Origin of the sequence: Pantoea sp. PNT03 (genome assembly GCF_014852515.1) — a bacterium.
Taxonomy (GTDB): domain Bacteria; phylum Pseudomonadota; class Gammaproteobacteria; order Enterobacterales; family Enterobacteriaceae; genus Pantoea; species Pantoea leporis.
Window position 1 is genome coordinate 298,120 of sequence record NZ_JACVBT010000003.1, and the last position, 26,489, is coordinate 324,608.

A 26,489-nucleotide genomic window follows, 5' to 3' on the forward strand; every position below is an offset into this window, starting at 1 on the left:
GCCTTCCCCCGCAAGCGGGGGAAGGAGATGCTGCCACATGCAGCTTCATCACTGACATATGGCAGCCTCTTCCTCCCCCATTTATGGGGGAGGACCGAGGAGGGGGACAGCCAGCACAATATTTATTTAAACGATCGCAGCAACCTCTCCAGCGGCCGCACCAGCGCCAGCACTGTTTCATCCTGCACCTGCGCTGCCGTATCAAGTTGTGAATGCATCTGCGCCACCTCACCTGCGCCATACGCCTGATTACGTTCCAGCGCATTGACCAAATCCAGTCCCATCCGGCTCAACTCTGCTACTTGCTGTACTTGCTGCTGCAGCGGCTTGAGCTGATAGCTGCGCAGAATTAGCGGCATCACCGCATCGCTGTTGTTCTGCCAGCGCTGCAATTGCTGACGGATGGCATGCGCCGCCGCATGATCGGCGCGATTGGCGATCAAGCGATCCACCTGCTTATCCAGCACACGCACCGCATTGCTCTCGGCCGGCAACACATCCGCCAAACGATTGAGCGGTTCAAAATAGTCATAATGTCCCGCCTGAAATTTCAGATGCTGGCGCGTGTAGTACTGCGCTGGCTCCAGCACTTCGGCCAATATGCGCAGCGGCGTGATGTCACTGCTGTTCGCCAGTCGCATCATCTGCACTTCAGCCTGCTGATGCTGCTGCAAGCCGACTGAAACAGTGCCCCAGCGATCCACCGCGCTCAGGCGCTGATACATGTTATCGCTGTCGGTGACATCCTGCGCCGACCATAACCGCTCCGCCACCACAAAGGCGCGCGGCCACAGGCGTGTATCGATTACCCGGCTGTTAACATTCTCCGCCCACAGCGCCGCTTCGCCGCCAATCAGGTTGTTCTGCATCTGTTGCGGCGTCGGCAGCGATGGCGCAATGCCGGCTGGCACCTGCGGCAACTTGCTGCCTTCTGCGGGATAGCGCACGTTGCCCACCAGCATATAACCGGTCAGCTTGTCTTGCGTTAGCGTCACCATCGGCTGGAATGGCCCCATCCACGTATCGACGCTGAACGTCAGCTGTGTGGGCGACAGCCAGCGAATATCACTGACCATGCGACGCGCTTTGCCGCTGAAATCGATAAAGCCGCGCCAGCCGTTTTTCCCTTCTATCAGGGTAAAGCTGCCTTTCAGCGCGCTGCCTTTCAAACGCGGCATGGTGAATTGCCAGCTCTGCGCCTGCTCACCAGCCTGCACCTGATCCGCGCCGTTGAGCCCCTGCGGCCAGGGTTCATTGCGATAGTGGTAAGCGGCGGTTTGCGGCTGATCGAGATAGAAACCGGTGGAGAGGATGCCGCGGAAGTCGTTTTTCGCCACCGTGCCCAACGCATCCTGTCCTTGCCACGATTGAATCAGAATGCTTTTAGGCAGATCAGGATGGTAAACCTCATCCCAGCCGATCATGCGGCGCTGATGCGCTTCAAGGATTTTCTCAACGCGCTGATTAAACCAGGCTTGCAGCGCATGCGTATCCTTTAGACCGTGGTCGCGCATAAACTGCTGAATGCGTGTGGAATCATTCCACTGGGTTGGATCAACCTCATCACCGCCAATGTGGATGTAGGGATCGGGGAAGATCGCCGTCACTTCGCCCATTAAGGTGTCGATAAAGCGAAATACCGCTTCGTTGCTGGGATCGAGCAGCGGCTTAAACACGCCCCAGCCGCGCTCCATCTGATACGGTCCCGGCGCGCTCATTAACTCCGGCATCGCCACTGCTATCGCCGACGCATGACCGGGCAGATCGATTTCCGGTACCACGCGTACGCCGCGCTGCGTGGCGTAGCGCACCACATCGCGCATCTGCTGCTGCGTGTAGTACAAGCCGTCACTGGCTTTCTCCTGCAGCTGCGGATAGTGGCTGGAGGCAAATCGCCAACCTTGATCGTCGGTTAAGTGCCAGTGAAACACATTCATACGCGCGGCGGCGATGCCGTCGATTTGTCGTTTCACGGTTTCAATTGGCAGGAAGTGGCGCGCCGAATCGATCAGCACGCCGCGCCACGGAAAGCGCGGTTTGTCGTCAATGGTGACGTAGGGAATTTCGGTGCCATTTTCGGTGTTTTCAATCAGCTGCAACACGGTTTCCATGCCGCGCATCGCGCCAAAGCGCGTGTTGGCTTTCAGCAAGACGCCATCGCTGTTAACCAGCAGATGATAACTTTCGTCGCTGTCTGGCTGGGGAAGCGGATCAACCGCCTGCGCGATTTGCACCTGAATGCTGGGATGATCGCTGGATGCGCTGGTCGGCAGCAGCGGCCAGCCGGTTTGCCGCGCAATGCGCGCGCGCCAGCGCGATTCAGCACCTTCCAGATGATCGCCCGAGATATGCAACGTGAGCTGCGGTGTTAACGTATACGCCCCGCCGCCGCCTGGCTGCACAACGCTTTGTGGCCACGGCATCAACGGTAAATCTCCAGCCGGCGCGGCGAAGGCGGAAAAAGTCATGGATAAACAACAGGCAAGCAGAGTTCTTTGCAATGGCATCTGGGCATCCTTGTAAATGAAACAACGGACCAAAATGGGCAAAAGGCCCATTAAACCTGTTTCGCATTGCAAAGCAAGTGGCCGCAAACTGAAATCAAGGCGGGTTAATACTTTTGTATTTTAGCCAGATTACCATTGCGCGGCTTTCATTCCTGGTTGTGGCTTCTTTGTTGTAGGTCAAACCGCCGGCGATTAATCTCAGCGCAAACACCACATATAGCGATTAAACTCCTTAAAATTATCTACATATAGTTTCATGGAGAAGAAATGGCGACGGTGGTGATTAAGCGTGACGGCTGCAGAGTGCCGTTTGATGCGCAGCGGATCGAGGCGGCAGTCAACGCGGCTGCAGCTGCGGTACAAATCGATGATACGGCGTGGTGCACGCAAGTGGCGGCGCAGGTCAGTCAACAGCTGGCTGACAAGGCTGAAGTGGATATCCGCGACATTCAGTGTGCGGTGGAAGAGACGCTGATGAGCGGGCGCTGGCCGCAGCTGGCGCGTGCCTACATCGAATATCGCCATGACCGCGATTTAGCACGCGAGCAGCGCGGTAAACTGCATCACGCTATTCGCGGTTTAGTGGAGCAAACCAACGCCGCGCTGCTCAATGAAAACGCCAATAAAGACAGCAAAGTGATTCCCACCCAGCGCGATCTGCTGGCTGGCATCGTCGCCAAACATTACGCTCAGCAGCAACTCTTGCCACGCGATGTGGTGCTGGCGCATGAACGCGGCGACATCCATTATCACGATCTCGACTATTCCCCGTTCTTCCCGATGTTTAACTGCATGCTGATCGATCTGCACGGCATGCTGACCCACGGTTTTAAGATGGGCAACGCCGAGATCGAGCCGCCCAAATCAATCGCCACCGCCACGGCGGTGACCGCACAGATCATCGCGCAGGTCGCCAGCCACATTTACGGCGGCACCACCATCAATCGCATTGATGAAGTGCTGGCACCGTTCGTTACGCTCAGTCTGGTAAAACACCGCGCGGTGGCGCTGGAATGGCAGATTCCGGATGCCGAAGCCTATGCGCGCGTTCGCACCGAGAAAGAGTGCTACGACGCGTTTCAGTCGCTGGAATATGAAGTGAATACGCTGCACACCGCCAACGGCCAGACGCCGTTTGTCACCTTTGGCTTTGGCCTCGGCACCGACTGGGCCGCGCGCCTGATCCAGCAATCCATTCTGCGCAACCGCACTGCCGGATTGGGCAAAAATCACAAAACCGCGGTATTCCCGAAACTGGTGTTTGCAATCCGCGAAGGCGTGAATCGTCGGCCTGGCGATGTTAATTACGATATCAAGCAGCTGGCGCTAGAGTGCGCCAGTAAGCGCATGTATCCGGATATCCTCAACTACGAAAAAGTGGTGGAAGTCACCGGCTCGTTTAAAACGCCGATGGGCTGCCGCAGCTTCCTTGGCGTGTATGAAGAGAACGGCGAGCAGATTCACGAAGGCCGCAACAATATTGGCGTCATTAGCCTCAATCTGCCACGTATCGCCCTGCAAGCCAAAGGCGATGAAGCGCAGTTCTGGCGCTTGCTCGATGAACGTCTGGCGCTGGCGAAACGTGCCTTAATGACGCGTATCGCCCGGTTGGAAAAAACCAAAGCGCGCGTAGCGCCGATTCTCTATATGGAAGGTGCCTGCGGCGTGCGCCTGAAAGCGGATGACGAAGTGGGCGCCATTTTCCGCAACGGCCGCGCCTCAATTTCCCTTGGCTACATCGGCTTGCATGAAACGCTGAATGCGCTGAGCGGCAACCAAGTGCATCCGTATGACGCCGATTACCTGCGGGAAAAAGGCGTGGCGATTGTCACGCACCTGCGCCGCGCGGTGGATGCGTGGAAAGCGGAAACCGGCTACGGCTTCAGCTTGTACAGCACGCCGAGCGAGAATCTGTGCGACCGCTTCTGTCGCCTCGATGCCGCCGAATTTGGCGTGGTGGCCGGCGTTACCGACAAAGGGTATTACACCAATAGCTTCCATCTCGACGTGGAGAAGAAGGTCAATCCGTACGACAAGATCGACTTTGAAGCGCCCTATCCCGCCATCGCTAACGGCGGATTCATCTGTTACGGGGAATATCCCAACATCCAGCACAACCTCAAAGCGCTCGAAGATGTCTGGGATTACAGCTATCACCGCGTGCCCTATTACGGCACCAATACGCCGATTGATGAGTGCTACGAATGCGGCTTTAGCGGCGAGTTCAGCTGCACCAGCAAAGGGTTTACCTGCCCATGCTGTGGTAATCACGATCCGGCGCGCGTGTCGGTGACGCGCCGCGTGTGCGGCTATCTCGGCAGCCCGGATGCGCGTCCGTTTAACGCCGGTAAGCAGCAAGAAGTACAGCGGCGCGTTAAACATCTGGAGCCAGGAAAACCGGGATGATGCGCATCCACGGCTATTATCCGGTCGATATCGTTAACGGGCCCGGCACGCGCTGCACGCTGTTTGTCGCGGGCTGCGAACATCAGTGTCGCGGCTGCTACAACCAAAGCACGTGGCGGCTGGATTCCGGCGTGCCGTTTACGCTGGAGATGGAAGAGCAGCTGATCGCCGATCTTAACGATCGGCGCATTGCGCGCCAGGGCTTGTCGCTGAGCGGCGGCGATCCGCTGCATCCGCACAACGTGCCGCATATACGTCGTCTGGTGAAACGCGTGCGGCGTGAGTGTCCGGATAAGGATATCTGGCTGTGGACCGGATATGAAATGGCGGAACTCAGTGCGGCGCAGCGCGAAGTGGTGGATGAAATTGATGTGCTGATTGATGGACGCTTTATCGAAGCGGAGAAAGATGCGCGGCTGCTGTGGCGCGGCAGCCGCAATCAGAAGATTTGGTGGTTACGCCAGCCACAAGGCGAGCACGCCGAGCAGCATGCCGCTGACTGCCACGCCGATCAGCGCGATCCACAGCGCCCGTGCGGGAAAGGCGCGATGCAGCATCAATAACGACGGCACACTCACGGCGGGCAGCGTGACTAATAACGCCAGCGCGGGCGCAATGCCCATGCCCGCCAGCATCATGGTCTGCACAATCGGGATTTCCGCGGCGGTAGGAATCACAAACAGGCAGCCGGCGACTGCCATCAACATCACCCAAAACAGCGTATTACCCACCGCGCCATCCGCGTGCGGGAACAGCCACACGCGCGCGGCGCCGAGAAATAATACCGCGACGATATACAGCGGAATGGTGTTGTAGAACAGTCGCCACATCACCCGCAGCCAGCGTGACAGAAACGGCTGTTCATCGCGGGCCGGGATAACGGGCGCGGTAACGACCTGATCCGGCACGCTGCGCTGCACCAGCCACGCGATGCCCAACACCATCATCAAACCTGCCACCAGCCGAATCGCCGCAAAATGCCAGCCGAGCACAAAGCCCATAAAAATCAGCGTGGCAGGATTGAGCAGCGGATTCGCCAGCCAGAACGCCATCGCCGCACCGCTGGAAACCTGTGACTGACGTAAGCCAGCGGTCACTGGTGCCGCACAGCAGCTGCACATCATGCCCGGCAAACCTAATCCAGTGCCCATCAGCGTCGAGCCAAAGCGTGAGCTGCCCATCAGACGCAGCAGCCAGGCGCGCGGAATCAGCACCTGCACCAACGATCCGAGGATCACCCCGAGCACGGCCGCTTTCCACACGGCGAGGAAATAGACCATGGCGTAATCAAGCGCCGCGCGCCACGGTAAGTCCGCCGCATTGGCCAGAATCGATTTACCGATGGAATGCGTTTCGGCAGCAGTAAAGGCTTTGCCGTAATAAGGCTGCCATTTGACATACCACAGGCCGATTACTACCACGGCGAGGAACAGCAGCGGTTTCCACCAGGCGAAGCGTGTCGCCGGGGCATGAGAAGGGAGTTGGGTCATCACGGAATTCCGTATTCAACTGAATAACGATGCCGCGTTAGGATACGCGGCGGAAAGGCCGTAGTGTCATTCAGGTCATTTCATTGCGCCATGTGGAAATCGCCTAAACTTGATCCGGCGCGGAAATTTACCTCCCGGAAGAATTGCCGGCTGGCTTGCTTTTTGCGACATGGCTACCAGACTTGTTGGGTTAGAAGTGCAACGAACATAAGGTTCGTGATCAACAAGGAGGAAAAAAAGATGAGCAAGAAAATAGCGGTACTGATTACCGATGAATTTGAAGACTCAGAGTTTACCTCACCGGCGGAGGCTTACACTCAGGCGGGCCACGAAGTGGTTACCATCGAGTTTAAGGCCGGCAACATCGTTAAAGGGAAACAGGGTAAAGCTGAGGTCAACATCGACAAGGCTATTGATGATGTGAATGCAGCCGAGTTCGATGCGCTGCTGCTGCCCGGCGGACACTCTCCGGATGCCCTGCGCGGTGACGATCGTTTCGTCAACTTCACCAGGGAGTTTGTCGCCAGCGGCAAGCCGGTGTTTGCCATTTGCCATGGCCCGCAGCTGCTGATCAGCGCGAACGGCGTGCGCGGCCGCAAAATGACCAGCGTAAAAGCCATCGCCATCGATCTGCGTAATGCCGGTGCGGATTTTTACGATAAAGAAGTGGTGGTGGATGATGACAAGTTAGTCACCAGCCGCACGCCTGAAGACCTGCCCGCGTTTAATCGCGAGTCGCTGCGGATTTTGAACGCGGCCTGATAGTTTTTCCTGCATTGGGGTCGCCGTGAATGGCGGCCCTAAGGCCGGGTCCAGATAATCTTTTTGCCAAAGCCCAGCGCATTGTCGGTCATCTTCACTTCGTCGAGCACGATTTCCCATAGCGGTGCGGTGACTTTCTTTGCCACTGGAAAACGCTTCTGATAAGCGTGACGCGCAATAACTTCCCTGTCTCCGCTTAGCAGCTGAATCACGCCGCGATACTGCACGCCTTTAATCAGCAGCACACTTTTTGGCTGGCCATTCACCGTGCCCGCCACGCGCGGATTTGACTGGATTAATGCGCCATGGCGCGTGTCTGGTTCAGTCATCAGCCAGAACGCCATGTTCGCGGCATCAAATACATAAAAGCAGTTGGCACACCACAGATCGTCGCCGTGGCTGGCAGATAACGACAGCACGTGCTGTTTTTTTAAGTAGCGAATCAGATGAGCATGGTCGGACAAAATTGGACTCCGTGCGGCGAATAGCGATGCGGCCTGAAGCGCGCTACACTGCCTGCCAGCTAATTTTCTGGATAAGTATGATGGAACAAGGCTGGCAGCTTTATCTGCTACAAACCGCCGCAGGGATGCTATATACCGGCATCACCACCGATGTTAATCGTCGGCTGCAACAGCATCAGCAGGGACGCGGCGCGCGTTCGCTGCGTGGCAAGGGCCCGCTGACGCTGGTGTTTCACTGCGATGCGGGCGATCGGGCGGCGGCGTCACGCCTGGAATATCAGGTGAAGCAGCTGAGCCGCGCGCAAAAGCTGCTGCTGGTTACACAGCAGCCGCCCTGCTTAGTGGCCTGGTTTAGTCGAAACGGTTAAACGGCAGCGCGAATTCGATCAGTCCTTCTGCACCGACAAACGCATCGTCGGCCAGTTTGTAGACCTGAAAGGCCGCTTCACTGCCTAACCAGCGACAGTGCAAACCATGACGTGCCGCCGGTTCAAAGCCGAGTGGATTGTAGAACTCAGGATCGCCCAGCACCACCACGGCGCTGTAGCTGAACTCATTCAGTGAATCCAACCCTTCATACACCAGCCGTTTAGCAAGGCCCTGTTTGCGCACCGATTCATCCACGGCGAGCGGCGCCAACGCGACCCAGTTGCGGTCTTCTCCCTGCAGGGTCACCGGACTGAAAGCGGCATAACCCAGCACCTGACCTTCATCATCCGTGGCAACTACACCGAGAGTCAGCAAGCCATCTTCGCGCAGTTGTTGTATCAGTTCCGCTTCGGCAGCGGTAGCAAAACTGCGCTTTAACAGGCTATCGATGCCTGCTGCATCAACGCCAATTTCAGTACGAATCAACATGAGATCCCCGCGCGCGCCTCAGCGGCCTTCGCGTCCTGTTTCATTCCTGTCTCAATAAAAGCAGCGAGCTGCTGCAATCCCGTGCGTAATGGCGTGGGCATGGCATCCAGTTCAATGGCATCCATCAGGTTTTTCACCTCAAGTCCCAGCTCAGTGTCACCTTCAATCACCAGACGGCGTTGAAAGAACAACATATCGGGATCCGCTTTGCGTGCTGCCACCAGCAACAGATCGTTGGCTTCACCGCGAAACCAGACATCAGCCTCGGTGTCGCGCGAAACGGTCAGGCGCCCTGCTTGCAGGGTGGTGATCCAGCGCAGATTCACATCGGCAACCTCAATCCCCAGATAACGCCCTTCCAGAAAGTCTAACTCACCTTCAGACAAAGCATGACGAAATTGCCAGTTTAGGAGTTGTTGCAGAATAGTTTTTTTTAGCGGGAAAGGGGTAATGGAAACAGGTAAAGCAAGGAATTCTGGCCCTTTTTCAACAATCAGACCGCGTAAGCGCGCAAACATCATCGTCATTCCCTTCAGAAAGTTTCATCTATTTTGCCACATCTGACCGGCTTCGCCTCCACTGAGATCAAGGAAATCGCCGCCTGGCTGGACGAAAAACCTTCACTCCCGATCATCAATGCCGCTTTCACTGCCTTAAATCAACATTGCTGTCGGGTCAGTTATTTACACTCTTCGGCTTCAGAATCCGGGGAGGAAAATGTATGGAACTGCTGTGTCCGGCGGGGAATTTGCCTGCGCTGAAATCGGCGGTGGAGCATGGTGCTGACGCGGTGTATGTCGGCCTGAAAGACGATACCAATGCCCGCCACTTTGCTGGCCTCAATTTTACCGATAAGAAACTGGCTGAAGCCGCACGCTATCTGCATCAGCATCGGCGCAAACTGCATGTGGCAATCAACACCTTCGCCCATCCTGATGGCATCAATCGCTGGCAAAGCGCGATTGATGTTGCCGCTCAGAACGGCGCGGATGCGTTGATTCTGGCCGATATTGCCACGCTGGAGTACGCGGCAAAACATTATCCGCAGGTTGAGCGTCATCTTTCGGTACAGGCCTCCGCCACCAATCTGCAGGCCATCCATTTTTACCATCGTCATTTTCAACTCAGCCGCGTGGTGCTGCCGCGCGTGCTGTCGATGCATCAGGTCAAACAGCTGGCGCGTGAAACGCCGGTACCGCTGGAAGTGTTCGCCTTCGGTAGCCTGTGCATTATGGCTGAAGGCCGCTGCTACCTCTCTTCCTGGCTGACCGGCGAGTCGCCTAATAGCGCGGGAGCCTGCTCGCCGGCGAAATTTGTCCGCTGGCAGCAGACGCCAAAAGGCATGGAATCGCGCCTGAATGAGGTGCTGATTGACCGTTATGCGCCCGACGAGAGCGCTGGCTATCCCACCTTGTGCAAAGGCCGTTATGAAGTGGATAACCAGCTCTATCACGTACTGGAAGAACCTACCAGCCTGAACACCTTGTCGCTGCTGCCTGAACTGCTGCGCGCCAACATTGCCTCGGTGAAAATTGAAGGACGCCAGCGCAGCCCGGCCTATGTGGCGCAGGTAGCGAAAGTGTGGCGTCAGGCCATTGATCGCTGCATGGCATCGCCGGAACAGTATGCCGTGCAGGAACCCTGGATGCAGGCGTTGGGCGAGTTATCAGAAGGCAGCCAAACCACGCTCGGTGCTTATCACCGTGACTGGCAATAAGGAGATCGCATGAAATACGCCATCGGGCCGGTGCTGTGGTACTGGCCAACTGCAACGCTGGAAACCTTTTATCAACGCGCCGCCGAGAGCAGCGCGGAGATCATTTATCTCGGCGAAGCCGTCTGCAGTAAAAGACGCGCTACCTCGTTCCATCAATGGATGGACATCGCGCGCATGCTGGCGCTGCAGGGCAAGCAAGTGGTGCTGAGTACGTTGGCACTGCTGCAGTCGCCATCGGAAGTCAAAGAGCTGCGCCGCTATGTCGAGAACGGTGAGTTCCTGCTGGAAGCCAATGATATCGGCACCGTAAATATGGCGGCGGAGCGCAAATTGCCGTTTGTCGCCGGCCCAACGCTGAATGTGTATAACGCGCAGACGCTGCAACTGTTGCTGAAAGAAGGCATGACGCGCTGGTGCATCCCGGTGGAGATGTCCCGCGACTGGCTGATTCAGTTGCTGCAACAGTGCGATGCGGCGGGTGTGCGCGAACAATTTGAGGTGGAAGTGCTCGGCTATGGTCATCTGCCGCTGGCGCTGTCAGCACGCTGCTTTACCGCACGCGCTGAGAATCGTGGCAAAGATGATTGCCAAACCTGCTGCATCAATTACCCAACCGGCCGCCGCGTGCTCTCGCAGGAAGGCCAGCAGGTGTTTGTGCTCAACGGCATTCAGACCATGAGCGGCTATTGTTACAACCTCGGCAATGACCTGAGCGGCATGCATAACTGGATCGACATTGTACGTTTGTCGCCCCAGGGCGAAAGTACGCTCGCCGAAGTGGATCGCTTCCGCGCCAACGAAGCCGGTCAGGCACCGCTAATGATGGCGCGCGGCAGTGATTGTAATGGTTATTGGCGTCGCCTGGCGGGAATGGCACTGGAAGGCGGCAGGTAAAGGCACATTCCGGCTATATTCCTGCTGTTATTAGCAGTTTTAATATAGGTAACGATGAGTAATACTCACAAGCGCAGGTCCGACTAAACACCTGCGCCATCCCTATTTGGAGTGCCCATGTCTGAGAAAAAAACTGTTCGCCTGTCCGTGTTGGATCTGGCCCCTATTCCACAAGGTTCCACTGCACGCGACGCGTTCCATAATTCGCTGGCACTGGCCCGTCAGTCCGAAGCATTGGGCTTTCACCGCTACTGGCTGGCGGAACACCATAATATGACGGGGATTGCCAGCGCCGCGACGTCAGTGCTGATTGGCTATTTAGCGGCCAATACCGAAACGCTGCGCCTCGGTTCAGGCGGCATTATGCTGCCCAATCACGCGCCGCTGGTGATCGCCGAACAGTTTGGTACCCTCGAGTCACTCTATCCTGGGCGCATCGATTTGGGACTGGGCCGCGCGCCGGGTTCCGACCAACGCACCATGCTGGCGTTGCGTCGTCATCTTTCCAGCGGCCAGGCAGATAGTTTTCCGGAAGATGTCTCTGAACTGATTCGCTGGTTTGACGCCGAAGAGGGAGAACATCCGCCAGTACAACCGGTTCCAGGTTTAGGATTGAAAATTCCGGTGTGGCTGCTCGGTTCCAGCCTGTACAGCGCGCAACTGGCCGCTCAGCTGGGTTTGCCGTTTGCATTTGCCTCGCATTTCGCGCCGGATCTGCTGTTCCAGGCGCTGCATCTCTATCGTGAGAAATTCAAACCTTCCGCGCGTCTGGCGAAGCCGTATGCGATGGTGTGCGTCAACGTCGTTGCAGCCGATAGCGAACGTGACGCTCGCTTCCTATTCACCTCGATGCAGCAGCAGTTTATTAACCTGCGTCGCGGCAAACCGGGTCCGCTACCTGCGCCGGTGGAGAACATGGATAATCTGTGGTCGCCGTCCGAGCAATATGGCGTGCAGCAGGCACTCAGCATGTCGATTGTCGGCGATAGCGATAAAGTCCGCAGCGGCCTCGCCGCGCTGATGCGTGAAACCCAGGCGGATGAAATTATGGTTAACGGCCAGATTTACGATTCGCAGGCGCGTCTGCGCTCCTTCGCGCTGGCAATGGAAGCGGCGCGCACGCTGTAAACCTCATTGCGGTGGGTTTAACCACTCTGGGCCCACCGCAAGGGTTCGCACGTCTCGCGCCGGTGACTGACCGTGAAAACGGCTGTATTCACGACTGAACTGCGAAGCACTTTGATAACCCACCCGATAACCCGCCGTGCCGGCATCCAGCTTCTCAATCAACATCAAACGCCGCGCCTCGTTGAGCCGCAGCTGCTTTTGATACTGCATCGGCGTCATCGCCGTTACTGCTTTAAAGTGATGATGCAGCGACGAAATACTCATCCCTACGCTGCTCGCCAGAAAATCCATTTTCAACGGCTGATGAAAGTTTTCGCGTAGCCAACGCGCGGCGCGCGCCACTTTGTTGCCTGGCCGTTCCGTCAACGCCATGTTGAGAATGCGCGGCCCTTCGGGCCCAGTCAGCAAACGATAGAAAATCTCCTGCTCAATCAACGGTGCCAGCGCCGCTATGTCCTGCGGGTGATCCAGCAATTCGACTAAACGCATCACCGCATCCACCAACGGGGGCGCGACTTTATGCACGGCGATACCGCGCTCGCTCACCGCCGTGCTGCCGAGTTGATGGTGCGGAAAGTGTTCCAGATAACGCATCAGACGCGTTTCGTTAATGGTGATGCCCACACCAAGATTCGGTTTCTCTGGCGTTGCCATGACCACGCAGGATTGCACCGGCATATCAAGCGTCACCAACAGTAAATCGCCCGGCCCGTAATGCATCACTTCATCACCCATGCGCAGCGCTTTTTGCCCCTGCGCGATCAGGGCAAAGCTCGCCCAGGTCGCCACATGCGACAAACTGGTGGGCTGAGAACTGCGGCCGAAAGAGAGAAAGTCGATTGGGCAATAGTGACGACCATCCTGCGGTGCGTGGCGAGCAATAATTGCCACCAACTGCTGCCATTGTTCCTGATGAATCATGTGCTCGGTGCTCCGCGGTAAGAAATCACTGATTTGATATTCTCGCTTGTGGTTGGCGCTGCGACTAGTCCTTGAACAGCAGATTTGCAGGATCGTGCAAGAAGCTTGCAGGATTGCGCTACCACCCGATTGTATGGACAGCGCATGCTTTATTTTCCCCGAAATCTCAGGTGGAGAGACACGATGAAAACACTTGAAGGTAAAATTGCGCTGGTGACGGGCGCTTCGAAAGGCATTGGTGCCGCCATCGCCATGACTTTCGCGGCGGCCGGTGCTCGGGTAGTGGTGAATTATCTTCAGGACGAAGTGGGTGCGGCGGATGTGGTGACCGACATTCAGGCGCTGGGTAGCGACGCCATCGCCGTACAGGCTGATATTTCACGCGAGGCCGATGTGCAGCGCTTGTTCGCTAGCAGCATTGAGCAGTTTGGCGCGCCCGATATTGTGGTGAATAACGCCGGGATTTTTCACCACGGTGACTTTGCCGGGCTTAGCCTCAGCGAGATGCAGCAGCAGCTGAATGTGAATCTGCTGGGCACCTTGCTGGTGTGTCAGCAGGCGGCAAAACATTTCCCCGCACGCGGCGGTTCCATCATCAACCTTAGCGCTTTAAATAGCCAACGCAGCACGCCCGGCTCGGTGCTTTGGGCAGCAACCAAAGGCGCGATCGATACCTTAACGCAGGGCCTCGCACGCGAGCTTGGGCCACGTAATATTCGCGTCAATGCGTTAGCACCCGGCATTATTTTGACTGAAGGTTTGCTGGCGGCGAAGAAGATGCACCCGGAGTTGAAAGCACAGCTGATAGCGGCAACGCCGCTCGGACGCTTTGGCTTGCCGGAAGATGTGGCGCAGGTGGCGCTGTTTCTGGCGTCAGAAGAGTCAGCTTACGTCAGCGGTGAACGCGTGCTGATTGCTGGTGGCGTGTAAAATTTACCTTCCACGCGCATAAAAAAAGGGACGCATCAGCGTCCCTTTTTACTTTTCGCGTTTATCGCTTATGCGTCACGACGACGTGGTGCAGCAGCGCCTTCTGGACGCGGGCCACGACCACCTTCACGGCTGAAGCGTCCGCCTTCACGGCCACCTTCACGACGTTCGGAGAAGCGACGTGGAGCGCCTTCGCCACGTGGAGCACCATCACCGCGCGGTGCGCCATTGCCACGACGTTCGCCGCCAGCAGATGGACGACGTTCGCTACGCTCGTGCACTGGCGCATCACCCATCAGCTGCATATTCATCGGTTTGTTCAGAATACGCGTACGAGTAAAGTGCTGCAGCACTTCGCCCGGCATGCCTTTCGGCAGCTCGATGGTTGAGTGAGTACCAAACAGCTTGATGTTACCGATGTAACGGCTGCTGATGTCGCCTTCGTTAGCGATCGCGCCAACGATGTGACGAACTTCAACACCATCATCACGGCCCACTTCAATGCGATACAGCTGCATTTCGCCAACGTCACGACGTTCACGACGTGGACGATCGCCATCGCGGCTGTCACGGCTTTCGCGTGGACCACGAGAATCACGTGAATCACGACGCTCACCACGGTCAGGACGATCGCTGAACTCGCGACGTGCTGGACGCGGTGCTTCTGGTGGCAGAATCAGTGGACGTTCGCCTTGAGCCATTTTCAGCAGTGCTGCGGCCAGCGTTTCGATATCCAGATCTTCGCCCGGCTGCATTTTGCTCAGCAGTGCGCGGTACTGATCCAGATCGCTGCTTTCCAGCTGCTGCTGTACTTTCGCCGCGAACTTAGCCAGACGACGCTCACCCAGCAGTTCTGCGTTCGGCAGCTCAACTTCTGGAATGGTCAGCTTCATGGTGCGTTCGATGTTGCGCAGCAGACGACGCTCGCGGTTCTCAACGAACAGCAACGCACGACCTGCACGACCAGCACGGCCGGTACGACCGATACGGTGAACGTAAGACTCTGCATCCATTGGGATATCAAAGTTTACGACCAGACTGATACGCTCAACGTCCAGACCACGTGCTGCAACATCGGTCGCGATCAGGATGTCGAGACGACCATCTTTCAAACGCTCCAGCGTCTGCTCACGCAGTGCCTGGTTCATGTCGCCGTTCAGTGCTGCGCTGTTATAACCGCTGCGCTCCAGCGCTTCGGCCACTTCCAGCGTGGCATTTTTGGTACGCACGAAGATGATGGCTGCATCGAAATCTTCCGCTTCCAGGAAACGAACCAGCGCATCAGTTTTACGGCCGTATGCGGTCCAGTAAGACTGAGAAATGTCCGGGCGCGTAGTCAGGCTTGACTGGATGCGCACTTCCTGTGGATCTTTCATGAAACGCTTGGTAATACGACGAATCGCTTCTGGCATGGTGGCTGAGAACAGCGCGGTCTGATGACCGTCTGGAATCTGCGCCATAATGGTTTCAACGTCTTCGATGAAGCCCATACGCAGCATTTCATCCGCTTCGTCCAGCACCAGACCGCGCAGGTTAGACAGATCTAACGTGCCACGCTTCAGGTGATCCAGCAGACGACCAGGGGTACCCACAACAACTTGTGGTCCCTGACGCAGTGCGCGCAGCTGTACGTCATAACGTTGGCCGCCGTACAGAGCTACCACGTTAATGCCACGCATGTGTTTAGAGAATTCTGTGACGGCTTCAGCAACCTGTACCGCCAATTCGCGGGTAGGTGCCAGCACCAAAATTTGCGGTGCTTTAACAGTAGCATCAATGTTGTTTAGCAGCGGCAGTGAGAATGCCGCAGTTTTACCACTACCGGTCTGCGCCATACCCAACACGTCACGGCCAGCCAGCAGATGAGGAATACACTCAGCCTGGATTGGAGAAGGCTTTACGTAGCCCATACCGTTCAGTGATTCGAGGATGTCGGCGTTCAGGCCAAGGTCAGCAAAAGTGGTTTGAATATCAGTCATGTAGTACACGTGCCTCTTAGATTGCGGCGGCCAGTCTACATAACTCGTCGTGAAAACTTTCAGTCATTTTCATCAAAAAGTGTGAACCGGCTCAAATTAGAAGTTTTGACGAACAGAAAAGCCCTCATCTCTGAAGATGATGACTTTACAGGTATTCAGGCAATAAAAGTTCGTCAGCTATTGCTGGTCAGATTCTGATAAATCGTCTTGTGTCTGGCCGAGTTGCGCCAGTTCCAACAATGCGTATCGGTGCTCAACAAAGTTATTTACGTTGTTGGCCACCGCCAGTTTGAACAACGCTTTCGCGTCGTCCTTCTCCCCCAGACTTAGGTAATACTTACCTAAATAGAAGTTGGTTTCACTGAGATGTTCAGCGAGCGAGGTGTTATCCGTTGCGTCCGCCTTGAGACGTTCCATCAGCGTTTTTTCACTGATGTCGCCAAGGTAGAACTCGACAATATTCCATCCCCATTGATCGCGAACCGCTTTGTCATGACGCTGTCTCAGCGTAACTTTTGCCTTGTCGGCATCCATATCGCTTTCAACGAGATAGAGCCAAAGGCTGCGGAATGGATCGTTAGGATCGTCTTGATAAAACGCCAGCAGATCATCTTGCGCTAACTTGTATCGACCGCCGTAATAGAGGGCGATACCACGGTTTAAATGCGCATAGTTGTAAGTTGGATCAAGCTCAAGTACAGAATCAAACGCTTCATAGGCAGCATCAAAGTTGCCTGCCTGCGTTAAGTATATACCGAGATAGTTAAATACCTCAGGCATATCTGGTCTTATAGACAGCGCTTGCGAAAAATCGTTCCGCGCTAATGCCCTCAGACCCAAACTATCATACAACACTCCGCGCTCATATAATAGCTGTGCGCGTTCATCATCGGTCAGGGCACGACTGGCAAGAATTTGTTCCATTCGCGCCAGGATCACCTCTTGCTGCAGTGTGGGCTGCAAAGGTACTGCCAGAACTTCGTTCTTACGCCAATTGGAGTTGCTGCATCCTGCCAGCGTGATAGCTGTCGCAACAAAACACCAGCGCAAAAAAGGCTTCATTTCCCACTCCCGAATACAAACATTGGGACAACCATCCTGTCATCCTCCTGCTGTGCACAAGGATTCCCGCCCTCGCGATGATCTAAACACCTCTCCCCGCAAAGCAGGGAGAGGTAAATCGGTAAACGCTTACTCGGCGTCAGATGCATCAGATGCAGCGGTAGCAACTTCTTCCGCTGGTTTCTGCTCTGTCGCTTCTTTGATGCTCAGGCGTACACGGCCCTGACGGTCCACTTCCATGACTTTCACTGGAACTTCCTGGCCCATCTGCAGGTAATCGGTCACTTTCTCTACGCGCTTATCGGCGATCTGAGAGATGTGCACCAAACCTTCTTTACCGCCGCCGATTGCCACGAAGGCACCGAAATCAACGATACGTGTCACTTTACCAGAGTAAACGCGGCCAACTTCGATCTCAGCAGTGATCTCTTCGATACGACGAATGGCTTCTTTGGCTTTCAGGCCATCAGTAGCAGCAATCTTCACGGTACCGTCATCTTCGATTTCGATGGTGGTGCCGGTTTCTTCGGTCAACGCACGGATCACTGAGCCGCCTTTACCGATGACATCTTTGATCTTGTCTGAACTGATTTTGATGGTGTAAATGCGCGGCGCGAACTCAGAAATTTCCTGACGCGGCGTGCTGATTGCCTGTTCCATCACGCTCAGAATGTGCAGACGCGCACCCTTCGCTTGGTTCAGAGCAACCTGCATGATTTCGCGGGTGATGCCTTCGATTTTGATATCCATCTGCAGCGCAGTGATACCATCGCGGCTACCCGCTACTTTAAAGTCCATATCGCCGAGGTGATCTTCGTCACCCAGGATGTCAGACAGAACCACAAAGTTGTCGGCTTCTTTAACCAGACCCATCGCAATACCGGCTACGGCAGCTTTGATCGGTACGCCAGCGTCCATCAGTGCCAGAGATGCACCGCACACGGAAGCCATTGAAGAAGAACCGTTAGATTCAGTGATCTCTGAAACCACACGCACGGTGTAGGGGAAATCAGCTTGCTTAGGCATTACTGCCAGCACGCCGCGCTTCGCCAGACGACCGTGACCAATTTCACGACGCTTCGGTGAGCCAACCATACCGGTTTCGCCCACGCAGTATGGAGGGAAGTTGTAGTGGAACAGGAAGCTATCGGTACGCTCGCCCATTAACTCATCCAGATTCTGCGCATCACGTGCGGTACCCAATGTTGCGGTAACCAGCGCTTGCGTTTCACCACGGGTAAACAGTGAAGAACCGTGCGTGCGTGGCAGTACGCCAGTGCGCACATCCAGGCCACGAATCATATCTTTCTCACGGCCATCGATACGCGGTTCGCCACGGATGATGCGGCTACGAACAACGCTCTTCTCGAGATCGTGCACGATGTCAGCGATATCGCCAGCATCCAGCGTTTCATCTTCAGCCTGCAGTGCAGCGATGGTCGCGTCTTTCACTGCGCCAACCTGAGTGTAACGCTCTTGCTTATCAGTGATGCGATAGGCGTCGCTGATGCCCGCTTCTGCCAATGCAGTAACGCGTGCGATCAATGCATCGTTAGTTGGCAGTGGCTGCCAATCCCAACGTGGTTTACCCGCTTCGGCAACCAACGCATTGATGTTTTCGATAACGATCTGCTGCTGGTCGTGACCGTATACCACAGCGCCCAACATCTGCTCTTCAGTCAGGATGTCAGCTTCTGATTCCACCATCAGCACCGCGTTCTGGGTACCGGCAACAACAAGGTTCAGACGTGATTCATTGATTTCATCAGCAGTTGGGTTCAGTACGTACTGATCGTTGATATAACCCACGCGCGCTGCGCCGATTGGGCCATTGAACGGCAGACCTGACAGAGCCAGCGCAGCGGATGCACCGATCATCGCAACGATGTCTGGGTTAACCTGTGGGTTAACAGAAACAACGGTTGCAATAACCTGCACTTCGTTAATGAAGCCTTCCGGGAACAGCGGACGAACTGGACGGTCAATCAGGCGTGAGATCAGGGTTTCGCCTTCGCTTGGACGGCCTTCACGACGGAAGAAGCTACCCGGGATACGACCAGCAGCGTAAGTACGCTCCTGATAGTTAACCGTCAGCGGGAAGAAATCCTGACCTGGTTTAGTTTTTTTCTGGCCAACAACGGTAACGAATACAGCAGTGTCATCCATGCTCACCATTACTGCAGCGGTAGCCTGGCGCGCCATCATGCCGGTTTCCAGCGTGACGGTATGCTGACCATATTGGAATTTGCGTACGATCGGGTTCAGCAAAATTTAAGTCCTTAAATTCAGAGGCGCAGCCCATTCTGGCGCGCCGGGGATTACCGATCTTCAGTTGCATCCTCGCGACTAATGACAACCTTAACCGCCCATGCGGTAAAGCCTCTCATTAGCCGCGCGAACCTCTGCAAGCAAAGATCACTCTCTGCAACAATACATGAGTTTGGTCCGGATTGCTGCGGATTGCTCGAAAAAAGGGGCCATAAAGGCCCCCTTTTCGCGAAACTCGCACAAATCTGATCGTCAGATGCGTTTTTTTGCATGGTGCATGCGCTACATCCTTGATCAGATTCTTCAGACTTAGCGACGCAGACCCAGGCTTTCGATCAGACCGGTGTAGCGAGCAACGTCTTTACGCTTCAGGTAGTCCAGCAGCTTACGACGCTGAGATACCATGCGCAGCAGACCGCGACGGCTGTGGTGATCTTTCTTGTGCTCAGAGAAGTGACCCTGCAGGTGGTTAATCTGAGCAGTCAGCAGAGCAACCTGAACTTCAGTTGAACCGCTGTCGTTGGTACCACGACCGTATTTAGCAACGATCTCTGCTTTAGCTTCTACGCTTAGAGACATAATAAACTCCGTTGGATAATGAATGTATGGGTGCCGATCTCTAATTCAGCAGCCCGCTTTTAAAGCCGCGCCATTCTACTCTTCGCCTGATAGCAACGCAAATGCGCCGTTAGGTCAAATGCGGGAGGCTTGATTACGCAGGAAATTCTACCACCAGACGACGCGGCGCCACGCGCCCATCGTCGGCGATTTCGGCCATACCAATGAATTTTTGCTCATCACCTTCCGTCACGCGCACCAATCCCTGTTCCGGCGCATCCGCCACCTGAACCGGCATACCTTGTTTGAAATAAGCCGCCACCGTAGGCAGCAAATTCACTATCGGGAACTCTTCTGCCGGACTATCCATCGGCAGCAATAACGCATCGAGCGCACTGTAATCCGGCGTTTCCGCCATGTTGACGGTGGCCGCCACTTCCTGCAGCTGCTCCAGCGTCACCATTCTTTCGATCGGATAACGCGCCACCTGCAGACGACGCAGCATGATAACGTGCGCACCGCAGCCAAGCCGTTCACCGAGATCGTCGATGATAGTGCGGATGTAAGTGCCTTTAGAGACGTGAATCTCCAGCTCCAGTTCATCACCTTCCCAGCGAATAAACTGCAGCTCAAACACTTTGATCGGGCGCGCTTCACGCGGCACGGTTATGCCTTCACGTGCGTACTCGTACAGCTTGCGTCCCTGATACTTCAGCGCGGAGAACATGGTCGGCACCTGCATGGTGTCGCCACGAAAATAGTCCAGCGCTGCATCCAGTGCCGCCTGATCAAAAGTAATCGGACGCGTGTCAACAATATTACCGTCGGCATCAGACGTATCGGTGCGTTCACCCAGGCGAGCAATGACGCGATAACGCTTGTCCGAATCGAGCAGATACTGCGAAAACTTGGTGGCTTCGCCGAGGCAAACCGGCAGCATGCCGGTCGCCAGAGGATCGAGGGCGCCGGTGTGGCCCGCTTTGTTCGCGTTGAACAGACGTTTTACTTTCTGCAGCACATCATTGGAAGATGCGCCTTGGTGCTTATCCAGCAGAAACACACCGTGGACGTCGCGACCGCGACGACGAGGACGACTCATTAGTCCTCCTTGTCATCTTCCGCCGGGCTATCGCCACGACGCTCAACATCGCTCTTAATAACGTTGCTGACCAGGTTCGACATGCGCATACCTTCGATCAGCGAGTTGTCGTAGAAGAAGGTTAGCTCCGGCACGATGCGCAGGCGCATCGCTTTACCTACCAGCGTACGGATATAGCCAGAGGCTTCTTTCAGCGCCTTCAGGCCGTTTTGCACTGCTTCTTCATCTTTGTCATTCAAAAAGGTCACAAACACCTTGGCATAGGCAAGATCGCGCGACACTTCGACGCCCGAAACCGTCACCATCATACCGAGACGTGGATCTTTAATTTCGCGCTGCAGGATAATTGCGATCTCTTTCTGCAACTCCTGAGAAACGCGCTGTTGGCGGCCAAATTCTTTTGCCATTATTCTTTCTCCCAAATAATTCGGGAGGCCAGAGGCCTCCCAAATTGCAACACATCAAATGATGATCAATCGATGGTGCGTTTAATTTCAATCACTTCGAACACTTCGATCATATCGCCAACGCGAACGTCGTTATAGTTCTTCACGCCAATACCACATTCCATGCCGTTACGAACTTCGTTAACGTCATCTTTGAAGCGACGCAGTGATTCCAGTTCGCCTTCATAGATAACCACGTTGTCACGCAGTACACGTATTGGGTTGTGACGTTTGATGATACCTTCAGTGACCATACAGCCCGCGATGGCACCAAACTTCGGTGATTTGAACACGTCACGTACCGCAGCCAGACCGATAATCTGCTGTTTGAACTCTGGAGCCAGCATACCGCTCATCGCAGCTTTCACTTCGTCGATCAGATTATAGATGACGGAGTAATAACGCAGGTCAACGTTTTCAGCGTCAATCACGCGGCGAGCAGATGCATCAGCACGCACGTTGAAGCCGAGAATGATGGCGTTGGATGCTGCAGCCAGCGTGGCGTCGGTTTCGGTGATACCACCCACGCCTGAACCGATAATGCGTACTTTCACTTCGTCGGTAGAGAGTTTGAGCAGCGAATCAGAGATGGCTTCAACAGAACCCTGTACGTCAGATTTCAGCACGATGTTCAGCTCAGACACTTCGCCTTCAGTCATGTTGGCGAACATGTTCTCCAACTTAGACTTCTGCTGACGCGCCAGCTTAACTTCGCGGAATTTGCCCTGACGATACAGTGCAACTTCACGCGCTTTCTTCTCATCACGTACTACAGTCGCTTCATCACCCGCAGCCGGCACACCGGACAGACCGAGGATTTCGACTGGAATGGATGGACCCGCTTCCAGTACTTCACGACCCAGTTCGTCACGCATCGCACGTACACGGCCATATTCGAAGCCGCACAGTACGATATCGCCTTTATTCAGCGTTCCTTCACGTACCAGCACGGTAGCAACCGGGCCACGACCTTTGTCGAGGAACGATTCAATCACTACGCCGCTGGCCATACCTTCACGGATAGCAGACAGTTCCAGAACTTCAGCTTGCAGCAGAATCGCATTCAGCAGGTCGTCGATACCGGTACCGGCTTTCGCAGAGACGTTAACGAACATGTTCTCACCGCCCCACTCTTCCGGAAGAATTCCGTACTGGGTCAGTTCGTTCTTAACGCGGTCTGGATCAGCATCAGGCTTATCAATTTTGTTAACCGCAACAACCACTGGCACACCGGCTGCTTTCGCATGCTGGATAGCTTCAACGGTCTGAGGCATCACGCCATCGTCAGCAGCCACAACCAGGATAACGATATCCGTGGCCTGCGCACCACGAGCACGCATTGCGGTAAACGCGGCGTGTCCCGGGGTATCGAGGAAGGTGATCATACCGTTGTCAGTTTCAACGTGGTAAGCACCAATGTGCTGGGTAATACCGCCCGCTTCGCCTGATGCCACTTTCGTTGAACGAATGTAGTCAAGCAGCGAGGTTTTACCGTGGTCAACGTGACCCATGATGGTGACGACTGGCGCACGGCTTTCCTGCGCAGCATCGGTGTCACGATCGTCCATTACCGCTTCTTCCAGCTCATTCTCGCGGCGCAGGATCACTTTGTGACCCATCTCTTCCGCAACCATCTGAGCGGTTTCTTGATCGATAACCTGGTTAATGGTCGCCATGGCGCCCATCTTCATCATCGCTTTAACGACCAGAGAACCTTTGATCGCCATTTTGTTGGCCAGTTCAGCAACGGTGATGGTTTCACCGATGACAACATCGCGGTTAACCGCCTGAGCCGGCTTGTTAAAGCCCTGCTGCAGGGTGCTTGGCTTACGATGCTTACCGCCTTTGCCGCCACGCACCTGAGCACGCGCTTCTTCGCGATCGGTTTTAGCTTCAGAATGCTTGTTGCCTTTCTTAACCGGACGAGCCGCTTTGGTGGTGCGAGCACGTGCACGGCCAGCTTCTACCTGGCGATCGTTCTCGTCTTCTGCCTGACGGGCGTGAGTAGAGGTAGTGACGTGATAGTCGCCTTTATCCTCTTCTTCAGGTTTTGCCCATTCAGCGCCTTTCTCTTCAGCCAGGCGGCGGGCTTCTTCAGCCACGCGGCGCGCATCTTCTTCCAGCTTACGGCGTGCTTCTTCTTCTGCTTTACGTTTCAGTTCGGCAGCTTCTGCTTCACGACGGGCTTTATCAGATTGCGCAGCCTTGGCTACTACATCGGTAGGTTGATTAGTCAATTTCTCTTTTTCCGCTGCTTCACGTTTAGCCTTGTCAGCGGCTTCGCGCTTGGCTTTGTCTTCGGCTTCACGTTGCGCTTTCTGTTCAGCTTCGCGACGGGCTTGTTCTTCCGCCTCGCGACGCGCCTGCTCTTCCGCTTCACGCTGCGCCTCGGCTTCCGCTTCTGCCTGAGCTTGCTCAGACTCTGCATCGCCTTTCACGTATGTGCGCTTTTTGCGGACTTCGATTTGTACCGACTTACTTTTACCCCCGGTGACGGGAATATTCAAGGTGCTGCGCGTCTTGCGCTGCAAAGTCAGCTTGCTTGAACCGGTCTGACCGTGCTCACGATTCAGGTGAGACAGTAAGGTTTCTTTCTCTTGCTGGGATACCGCATCGTTTTCAGACTTACGGATCCCTGCATCAGCAAATTGCTGTACCAGGCGATCGACCGGGGTCTGAATTTCGGCGGCCAGCGATTTTACGGTTACATCTGTCATGCTGTTCCTTCCTGTTATTACGCGTCATCGCCGAACCAGCAGATATTACGTGCAGCCATAATCAGCGCACCGGCTTTCTCGTCATCCAGCCCTTCAATATCTGTCAGATCGTCAACACCTTGCTCAGCGAGATCTTCCAGCGTGCAAACGCCTTTCGACGCCAGGCGATACGCCAGCGCACGATCCAAGCCCTCAAGATTCAGAAGATCCTCAGCGGGCTCCTGATTACCAAGGCTCTCTTCTTTCGCTAATGCCAGGGTGGTTAACGCATTTTTTGCTCGTTCACGCAGGGCTTCAATGGTCTCTTCATCGAGGCCGTCGATTTCCAGCAGCTCGTTGATTGGCACATAAGCCAATTCTTCCAGCGAAGAGAAGCCCTCTTCCACCAGAATGGTGGCGAACTCTTCGTCGATGTCGAGATGTTTGGTGAACATATCGATCGCTGCATGGGCTTCAGCTTGGTGCTTAGCCTGCAGATCATCGACGGTCATCACGTTTAGTTCCCAACCGCTCAGTTGGGAAGCCAGACGCACGTTTTGGCCGTTACGGCCGATCGCCTGAGCCAGATTGCCGGCTTCAACAGCGATATCCATGGTGTGATTATCTTCATCCACCACAATTGACGCCACATCGGCTGGCGCCATAGCGTTGATAACGAACTGCGCCGGGTTGTCGTCCCACAGCACAATGTCGATACGCTCGCCACCCAGCTCGCTCGAAACCGCCTGGACACGCGCACCGCGCATACCGACGCAAGCGCCCACTGGATCAATACGTTTATCGTTGGTCTTCACCGCGATTTTGGCGCGTGAACCCGGATCGCGCGCTGCCGCTTTGATCTCGATAACTTCTTCGCCAATTTCTGGCACCTCAATGCGGAACAACTCGATCAGCATTTCTGGTTTAGAACGGGTGACGAACAGCTGCGCGCCACGCGCTTCAGGGCGAACGGCATACAGCACACCGCGGATACGGTCACCTGGACGGAAGTTTTCACGCGGCAGCATGTCTTCACGCAAAATCACGGCTTCAGCATTGCTGCCGAGGTCCAGTGAAATGTTGTCACGGTTCACTTTCTTCACCACGCCGGTGATGATTTCGCCTTCGTGTTGACGGAACTGATCAACCACCATTGCACGCTCAGCTTCACGTACTTTTTGTACGATAACCTGCTTAGCAGTTTGGGTGGTGATACGGTCAAAGGTGACAGATTCAATCTGATCTTCGACAAATTCGCCCAGATTGAACGCTTCGTCTTCATAACGGGCTGCATCCAGCGTGATCTCGCGAGTCGGCTGCGTGACTTCTTCTACAATCTGCCAGCGACGGAAGGTGTCAAAATCGCCGCTGCGGCGATCGATGCTGACACGCACTTCGATCTCTTGCTCATACTTCTTTTTGGTCGCAGTGGCCAAAGCGCTCTCCAGCGCTTCGAAGATTTTCTCACGCGGCAGGGCTTTTTCGTTAGAAACGGCTTCTACTACAGCTAAGATCTCTTTGTTCATCCTGGTTAGCCTCAATCCGGACTTTTAAAAGTGGGGGACCAGGTTCGCTTTCTGAATGTTGCTCAGCGCGAACACTTCATCGTTACCCTCAACGGTCACCGTGATCATCTCGCCTTCAACAGACTTGATGATACCCTGCCATTTACGGCGGTTTTGTACGGCCATGCGTAGTACCAGGCTCACCTCGTCACCGACAAAACGTGCATAGTGTTCAGCAGTGAAAAGAGGACGTTCGAGACCCGGCGAGGAAACTTCAAGGTTGTAAGCCACGGTAATTGGATCTTCCACATCCATTACTGCGCTAACCTGGTGGCTAACATCGGCGCAATCATCAACATTGATACCCTCTTCACTATCAATATAGATGCGCAGGGTTGATGTGCGACCACGAATAAACTCAATACCGACTAATTCGTAGCCAAGCGCTTCTACTGGAGCAGAGATCAACTCTGTCAATTTTTGCTCTAATGTGGACAAGCCCACCCCCAAGACATAAAAAAAGGGCCTATAGCCCAGTGTTTCGATTTCCTGATAACAAAAAACCCCGAATATTCGGGGCTTTTTGTGACTGGACCCTGTACGCCGCATAGCGGCTTCGGAGCACAATCCAAAAGAATTTTTTTCAAAAATCACTGAGATTGCGTCCGTCGATGCATACAGTATATTTGAAAAAGAACTCTAAGGGAAAGTGGTTGCGGGGGCCGGATTTGAACCGACGACCTTCGGGTTATGAGCCCGACGAGCTACCAGGCTGCTCCACCCCGCGTCCGAAAACGTG

General features: G+C 55.1%; 24 protein-coding genes and 1 tRNA gene. 8 read left to right on the top strand and 17 right to left on the bottom strand.

All coding sequences use genetic code 11. From position 1 onward, the window contains the following. Nucleotides 1-122 precede the first annotated feature (122 nt). Nucleotides 123-2,507, bottom strand: coding sequence for a beta-N-acetylhexosaminidase (locus IB226_RS13130; protein WP_192235846.1), 2,385 nt, complete (start codon nucleotides 2,505-2,507; stop codon nucleotides 123-125). A gap of 267 nt (nucleotides 2,508-2,774) precedes the next feature. Between IB226_RS13130 and nrdD the strand changes: the two genes are divergently transcribed. Further along, nucleotides 2,775-4,913, top strand: a complete 2,139-nt coding sequence (gene nrdD, locus IB226_RS13135; RefSeq protein WP_192235848.1) for an anaerobic ribonucleoside-triphosphate reductase — start codon at nucleotides 2,775-2,777, stop codon at nucleotides 4,911-4,913. After that, entirely contained in the window at nucleotides 4,910-5,476 is a 567-nt protein-coding gene (gene nrdG, locus IB226_RS13140) for an anaerobic ribonucleoside-triphosphate reductase-activating protein (protein ID WP_192235850.1), read from the top strand. The genes nrdD and nrdG overlap by 4 nt, the downstream gene beginning before the upstream one ends. Here nrdG and IB226_RS13145 read toward each other — a convergent pair. Next, nucleotides 5,369-6,403: a permease gene (locus IB226_RS13145; protein ID WP_192235852.1), complete on the bottom strand. Its 1,035-nt coding sequence runs from the start codon at nucleotides 6,401-6,403 to the stop codon at nucleotides 5,369-5,371. The genes nrdG and IB226_RS13145 overlap by 108 nt on opposite strands. A 240-nt stretch (nucleotides 6,404-6,643) precedes the next feature. Here IB226_RS13145 and IB226_RS13150 point away from each other — a divergent pair, with 240 nt between their 5' ends. Next, entirely contained in the window at nucleotides 6,644-7,165 is a 522-nt protein-coding gene (locus IB226_RS13150) for a type 1 glutamine amidotransferase domain-containing protein (protein WP_101762238.1), read from the top strand. Between the two features lie 38 nt (nucleotides 7,166-7,203). Here the strand turns inward: IB226_RS13150 and IB226_RS13155 are convergent, their stop codons facing one another. Further along, nucleotides 7,204-7,629 carry a YhbP family protein gene (locus IB226_RS13155; protein ID WP_192235854.1) on the bottom strand — a complete coding sequence of 142 codons (426 nt, stop codon included), beginning with the start codon at nucleotides 7,627-7,629 and terminating at the stop codon, nucleotides 7,204-7,206. A gap of 80 nt (nucleotides 7,630-7,709) precedes the next feature. Here IB226_RS13155 and IB226_RS13160 point away from each other — a divergent pair, with 80 nt between their 5' ends. Next, entirely contained in the window at nucleotides 7,710-7,997 is a 288-nt protein-coding gene (locus IB226_RS13160) for a GIY-YIG nuclease family protein (protein ID WP_192236083.1), read from the top strand. Here IB226_RS13160 and IB226_RS13165 read toward each other — a convergent pair. After that, nucleotides 7,981-8,487 carry a GNAT family N-acetyltransferase gene (locus IB226_RS13165; protein WP_101762241.1) on the bottom strand — a complete coding sequence of 169 codons (507 nt, stop codon included), beginning with the start codon at nucleotides 8,485-8,487 and terminating at the stop codon, nucleotides 7,981-7,983. The two genes, IB226_RS13160 and IB226_RS13165, sit on opposite strands and share 17 nt — an antisense overlap. After that, nucleotides 8,481-9,005, bottom strand: coding sequence for an SCP2 domain-containing protein (locus IB226_RS13170; protein ID WP_192236085.1), 525 nt, complete (start codon nucleotides 9,003-9,005; stop codon nucleotides 8,481-8,483). Before IB226_RS13170 ends, IB226_RS13165 begins: the two co-directional genes overlap by 7 nt. Before the next feature lie 203 nt (nucleotides 9,006-9,208). On the opposite strand from IB226_RS13170, the gene IB226_RS13175 reads away from it, so the two are divergent. The 3 genes from IB226_RS13175 (at nucleotide 9,209) to IB226_RS13185 (ending at nucleotide 12,226) form a co-directional block, all read left to right on the top strand. Beyond that, nucleotides 9,209-10,204 carry a peptidase U32 family protein gene (locus tag IB226_RS13175; protein ID WP_137385068.1) on the top strand — a complete coding sequence of 332 codons (996 nt, stop codon included), beginning with the start codon at nucleotides 9,209-9,211 and terminating at the stop codon, nucleotides 10,202-10,204. Nucleotides 10,205-10,213: 9 nt separating this feature from the next. Next, nucleotides 10,214-11,098 (top strand): U32 family peptidase, encoded by an 885-nt coding sequence (locus IB226_RS13180; protein WP_101762243.1) that lies wholly within the window; start codon nucleotides 10,214-10,216, stop codon nucleotides 11,096-11,098. Nucleotides 11,099-11,215: 117 nt separating this feature from the next. Then, nucleotides 11,216-12,226, top strand: a complete 1,011-nt coding sequence (locus IB226_RS13185) for a luciferase-like monooxygenase (protein WP_137385066.1) — start codon at nucleotides 11,216-11,218, stop codon at nucleotides 12,224-12,226. Between the two features lie 3 nt (nucleotides 12,227-12,229). Here the strand turns inward: IB226_RS13185 and IB226_RS13190 are convergent, their stop codons facing one another. After that, complete coding sequence (locus tag IB226_RS13190) at nucleotides 12,230-13,147, bottom strand: AraC family transcriptional regulator (protein ID WP_192235856.1); 918 nt, start codon at nucleotides 13,145-13,147, stop codon at nucleotides 12,230-12,232. 183 nt (nucleotides 13,148-13,330) lie between these two features. On the opposite strand from IB226_RS13190, the gene IB226_RS13195 reads away from it, so the two are divergent. Next, complete coding sequence (locus tag IB226_RS13195) at nucleotides 13,331-14,077, top strand: SDR family NAD(P)-dependent oxidoreductase (RefSeq protein ID WP_101762246.1); 747 nt, start codon at nucleotides 13,331-13,333, stop codon at nucleotides 14,075-14,077. Nucleotides 14,078-14,145: 68 nt separating this feature from the next. Here the strand turns inward: IB226_RS13195 and IB226_RS13200 are convergent, their stop codons facing one another. The 11 genes from IB226_RS13200 to IB226_RS13250 form a co-directional block, all read right to left on the bottom strand. After that, nucleotides 14,146-16,056: a DEAD/DEAH family ATP-dependent RNA helicase gene (locus IB226_RS13200; RefSeq protein ID WP_101762247.1), complete on the bottom strand. Its 1,911-nt coding sequence runs from the start codon at nucleotides 16,054-16,056 to the stop codon at nucleotides 14,146-14,148. 16 nt (nucleotides 16,057-16,072) lie between these two features. Beyond that, entirely contained in the window at nucleotides 16,073-16,129 is a 57-nt protein-coding gene (yrbN, locus tag IB226_RS23435; RefSeq protein WP_098053093.1) for a protein YrbN, read from the bottom strand. A gap of 104 nt (nucleotides 16,130-16,233) precedes the next feature. Next, entirely contained in the window at nucleotides 16,234-17,118 is an 885-nt protein-coding gene (gene nlpI / locus IB226_RS13210) for a lipoprotein NlpI (protein ID WP_008104288.1), read from the bottom strand. 129 nt (nucleotides 17,119-17,247) lie between these two features. Continuing rightward, entirely contained in the window at nucleotides 17,248-19,386 is a 2,139-nt protein-coding gene (pnp, locus tag IB226_RS13215) for a polyribonucleotide nucleotidyltransferase (RefSeq protein WP_101762248.1), read from the bottom strand. Between the two features lie 309 nt (nucleotides 19,387-19,695). Beyond that, nucleotides 19,696-19,965, bottom strand: coding sequence for a 30S ribosomal protein S15 (gene rpsO / locus IB226_RS13220; protein WP_036620269.1), 270 nt, complete (start codon nucleotides 19,963-19,965; stop codon nucleotides 19,696-19,698). Nucleotides 19,966-20,098: 133 nt separating this feature from the next. Continuing rightward, a complete protein-coding gene (truB, locus tag IB226_RS13225) occupies nucleotides 20,099-21,043 on the bottom strand; it encodes a tRNA pseudouridine(55) synthase TruB (RefSeq protein ID WP_192235858.1) in 945 nt (314 codons plus the stop codon). After that, entirely contained in the window at nucleotides 21,043-21,450 is a 408-nt protein-coding gene (rbfA, locus tag IB226_RS13230) for a 30S ribosome-binding factor RbfA (protein ID WP_101762250.1), read from the bottom strand. The genes truB and rbfA overlap by 1 nt, the downstream gene beginning before the upstream one ends. A gap of 65 nt (nucleotides 21,451-21,515) precedes the next feature. After that, entirely contained in the window at nucleotides 21,516-24,206 is a 2,691-nt protein-coding gene (gene infB, locus IB226_RS13235; protein ID WP_064737725.1) for a translation initiation factor IF-2, read from the bottom strand. 17 nt (nucleotides 24,207-24,223) lie between these two features. After that, a complete protein-coding gene (gene nusA / locus IB226_RS13240; protein ID WP_101762251.1) occupies nucleotides 24,224-25,711 on the bottom strand; it encodes a transcription termination factor NusA in 1,488 nt (495 codons plus the stop codon). A gap of 24 nt (nucleotides 25,712-25,735) precedes the next feature. Then, a complete protein-coding gene (gene rimP, locus IB226_RS13245; protein WP_137386838.1) occupies nucleotides 25,736-26,188 on the bottom strand; it encodes a ribosome maturation factor RimP in 453 nt (150 codons plus the stop codon). Nucleotides 26,189-26,400: 212 nt separating this feature from the next. Continuing rightward, nucleotides 26,401-26,477: transfer RNA gene (locus tag IB226_RS13250), tRNA-Met, on the bottom strand. Nucleotides 26,478-26,489: the final 12 nt, after the last annotated feature.